This window comes from Kitasatospora sp. NPDC057500 (genome assembly GCF_042802195.1).
Taxonomy (GTDB): Bacteria; Actinomycetota; Actinomycetes; order Streptomycetales; family Streptomycetaceae; genus Kitasatospora.
In genome coordinates this window covers 1-4,058 of sequence record NZ_JBHVER010000366.1, presented here as the reverse complement: position 1 = coordinate 4,058, position 4,058 = coordinate 1, and the positions used below count along the sequence as shown (strand labels likewise).

Below are 4,058 nucleotides of genomic sequence, written 5' to 3'. Positions count from 1 at the left end.
CGACGGCCCGGCGCGGAGGCTCGGGACCTACAGCTTCTCCACCGGCGCGTAGCGCAGCAGCAGCTGCTTGCGCCCCTCCGTGCCGAAGTCCACCGTGGCCTGCGCCTTGTCGCCGACACCGACGGTGGCCACCACGGTGCCCAGCCCGAAGGTGTCGTGGGTGACCCGGTCGCCGACCGCCAGCGCGACCACCTCCCGCTCCGCCGCCGCGCCCGAACGCCGCGCCGACTGCCCCCAGCCCGCCTTCGGCGAGGCCCCGGCCGACGACCCGCGCGAGGATCCGCCCGCGCCGCCCGAGGACCTCCCGCCCCAGGACGACCCCGAGGAGAAGCCCCGCGAGGCCGGCGTCGGCGCCGCCCCCGTGCGCTTCCACTCCACCAGCGTCTCCGGGATCTCCTCCAGGAACCGCGAGGCCGGGTTGTACGACGGCTGCCCCCAGGCGCTGCGCAGCACCGACCTGGTCAGGTAGAGCCGCTGCCGGGCGCGGGTCAGTCCGACGTACGCCAGGCGCCGCTCCTCCTCCAGCTCCTTGACCTGGTTGAGCGCCCGCATGTGCGGGAAGATGCCGTCCTCCATGCCGGTCAGGAAGACCACCGGGAACTCCAGGCCCTTGGCGGTGTGCAGGGTCATCATCGTGATGACGCCCTGCCCCTCCTCGTCCTCGTCCGGGATCTGGTCCGAGTCGGCGACCAGCGCCACCCGCTCCAGGAAGTCGGCCAGCGAGCCGACCGGCGGCGCGCCGTCCTCGCCCGCGTCCGGGCGCTCGCCCGGGTCCTGCTCGTACTCCAGGGCGACCGAGGCCAGCTCCTGGAGGTTCTCCACCCGGGTCTCGTCCTGCGGGTCGGTGGAGGCCTGGAGCTCGGCCAGGTAGCCGGTCTCCTCCAGCACCGCCTCCAGCACCGCCGCCGGGCCCGCGCCGGAGGCGACGACCTGGCGCAGCCCGGCCATCAGCGCGTTGAACTTCTTCACCGCGTTCGCCGAGCGCGCGGCCATGCCGTACGCCTCGTCGACCCGTTGCAGTGCCTGCGCGAAGGAGATCCGCTCGCGCGCGGCCAGCGCGTCGACCATCGCCTCGGCCCGCTCGCCGATGCCGCGCTTGGGCACGTTGAGGATCCGGCGCAGCGGCACGGTGTCCTCCGGGTTGGAGAGCACCCGCAGGTAGGCCAGGACGTCCTTGACCTCCTTGCGCTCGTAGAAGCGCACCCCGCCGACCACCTTGTACGGCAGGCCGACCCGGATGAACACCTCCTCGAAGACGCGGGACTGCGCGTTGGTGCGGTAGAAGATCGCGACGTCGCCGGGCTTGGCCGCGCCGGCGTCGGTGAGCCGGTCGATCTCGTCGGCGATGAACTGGGCCTCGCCGTGCTCGTCGTCCGCGACGTAGCCGACGACCTTCTCGCCGTCCTCGCCGGCCGTCCAGAGCTTCTTCTTCCGCCGGTTGGCGTTGCGCTCGATGACGGCGTTGGCCGCGCTGAGGATGGTCTGGGTGGAGCGGTAGTTCTGCTCCAGCAGGATCGTGGTGGCGTTCGGGTAGTCCTCCTCGAACTGGAGGATGTTGCGGATCGTCGCGCCGCGGAAGGCGTAGATCGACTGGTCCGCGTCACCGACCACGCACAGCTCGGCGGGCGGCACCTCGGCGAGCCGGCCGGCCGCCGGGTCGACCCAGTCGCCGTCGACGGTGCGCTTCGGGGCGTCGGCGGCCGCGCCGCCGCTGAGCTCGCGGACCAGCGTGTACTGGGCGTGGTTGGTGTCCTGGTACTCGTCGACCAGGATGTGCCGGAACCGGCGCCGGTAGTGCTCCGCGACGTCGGGGAAGGCCTGGAGCAGGTTCACCGTCGTCATGATGATGTCGTCGAAGTCGAGGGCGTTGGCCTCGCGCAGCCGCCGCTGGTAGAGGAAGTACGCCTCGGCGAGCTTCTTCTCCATCGGGTTGGCGGCCTGGTCGGCGTAGGTCTCCTCGTCGATCAGCTCATTCTTGAGGTTGCTGACCTTCGCGGTGAAGGACTTCGGCGGGAACTGCTTGGGGTCCAGGTCGAGGTCGCGGCAGACCAGGGCCATCAGCCGCTGCGAGTCGGCCGCGTCGTAGATCGAGAACGACGAGGTGAAGCCGAGCAGCTTGGACTCGCGGCGCAGTATCCGCACGCAGGCGCTGTGGAAGGTGGAGACCCACATCGCCCGGGCGCGCGGGCCGACCAGCTGCTCGACGCGCTCGCGCATCTCGCCGGCCGCCTTGTTGGTGAAGGTGATCGCCAGGATCTCGCCCGGCTGGACGCCGCGCGCGGCCAGCAGGTACGCGATCCGGTGGGTGAGCACCCGCGTCTTGCCGGAGCCGGCGCCGGCCACGATCAGCAGCGGCGAGCCGGCGTGCAGCACGGCCTCGCGCTGCGGGTCGTTCATGCCCTCCAGCAGGGAGGCCGGGTCGATCACCGGGCGGGCGGCGCCGTTGCGGTACCAGGCGTCCCGCTCCGCCTCGGCGGCGCTCCCCGGCTCGTTGAAAGCAGCGGTGTGGAACAGCCCGTCCGGGATCGCCTCCTCGAAGGCGTCGTACGGGACGTCGTCCTCGTACGGCGGCGGCTCCTCGTCGATCGGCGGCGCGGGCTGCTTCGACCCGGCGGCGGGGGCCTCGAAACCGGGGAGCGGGAGGTCGTCAAAGAGGCTACTCATGGCAATGACGAGTCTATGGCCCCGCGCCGACAAGCCGGTCCGGTCCGGCGGACCGGCCACCGGGCGCCCGCCGGACCCGGACGGAGGACGCCTAGGCGGCCCGGCGGCGGCCGGAGGGCCCGGAGGCGGCGCGCATCGCCTCGATCGACCCCGACAGCCGGCGCTTCAGCAGGTCGCCGAGGGGCCGCTCCACCAGCCGGTGCAGCAGCCAGGCCGCCGCCAGGGCCGCGACCAGGGCCACCCCGAGCGCCGCCGACGACCGCAGCCCCAGGGTCCGGAGCCAGTGGATCATGGTCCAGCCCGCCTCCTGGTGGATCAGGTAGAGCGGGTAGGTCAGGGCGCCGGCCACGGTGAGCCACTTCCACCGGGCCCAGCCGAAGTAGCCGAGGGCCACCGCGATGATCAGCGCGTAGGAGACGGTGACCACCAGGACCACCACGTTCCAGGACAGCGGGTGGCCGGCCGCGGCCTCGAAGCCCTGCTTCAGCTCGCCGGCCCGGGTCACCGAGACCAGCCAGGAGAAGCCGACGATCCCCCAGAGCATCAGGTTCGGGCCGAAGCGGTACATCAGGTAGATCGCCACGCCCGCGATGAAGTACGGGGCCTCCAGCGGCATCACGAAGGCGGTCAGCAGCGGGTTCCCGGCCTGCGGCACCAGCAGCGACGCCACCAGCCAGATGCCGCAGAACGCCGTCACCCGGCGGTAGCTGAGGCCCATTCGGACGACCACGGCGAAGAGCAGGTAGAACTGGAGCTCCATCCAGAGCGTCCAGTAGACGCCGTCCACGTACTTGGTGCCCAGCGGCCCCTGGAACATCGTGAAGTTGGCCAGCAGGGTCCGCAGGTCGATGCCGTCCCTGGCCGCGGCCCGCCCGAGCGTGGGGACGAGGACCAGCACGGCGGTGGTGAACAGGACCGCCGCCCAGTAGGCCGGCATCAGCCGCACCACCCGGGAGACGAAGAAGTCCCCGGGCCGCCTGCCCCAGCAGCTCATGCAGATGACGAAGCCGCTGATGATGAAGAACAGCTGCACGCCGAGCCAGCCGTAGGAGGTGAACCGGGATATCTCCGGCATGAAGTCCGCGGGGACGCGGCCACCCCAGATCTCCGGGACCTCGCTGTCCGCCGTCCAGTGGAAGGACAGGACGCTGAGCGCGGCGACCAGCCGCAGGCCGTCCAGGGCGAACAGCCGGGGCCTGCGGGGAGCCGGACGGGGCGTCTCCTCCCGCGGCGGGGCCGCGCCGTCGCCGGGCAGCGGTCTGGGGGGTTCCGTCACAAACGCGGACATCGGACTCACCGGGGGGCTAGCGGCCCCACCGTGGGACTGGTGCGGGCACGACGGAGCGGTCCCGCGGAGAATATCGGGACATCCGGTGAATCCGAAAGTACGGCAC

General features: G+C 71.9%; 2 protein-coding genes. Both read right to left on the bottom strand.

Annotation, left to right across the window (positions count from 1 at the left end):
• Positions 1-27 precede the first annotated feature (27 nt).
• The gene (gene pcrA, locus ACFU74_RS36425) at positions 28-2,664 is read right to left on the bottom strand and encodes a DNA helicase PcrA (RefSeq protein ID WP_380764420.1); all 2,637 of its coding nucleotides are present in this window, start codon (positions 2,662-2,664) and stop codon (positions 28-30) included.
• A 91-nt stretch (positions 2,665-2,755) separates the two neighbouring features.
• Positions 2,756-3,940, bottom strand: a complete 1,185-nt coding sequence (locus ACFU74_RS36420) for an acyltransferase family protein (RefSeq protein ID WP_380764419.1) — start codon at positions 3,938-3,940, stop codon at positions 2,756-2,758.
• Positions 3,941-4,058: the final 118 nt, after the last annotated feature.

Coding starts and splice junctions, on each gene's coding strand:
- pcrA (WP_380764420.1), bottom strand. CDS start 2,664: ATGAGTAGCCTCTTTGACGACCTCCCGCTCCCCGGTTTCGAGGCCCCC.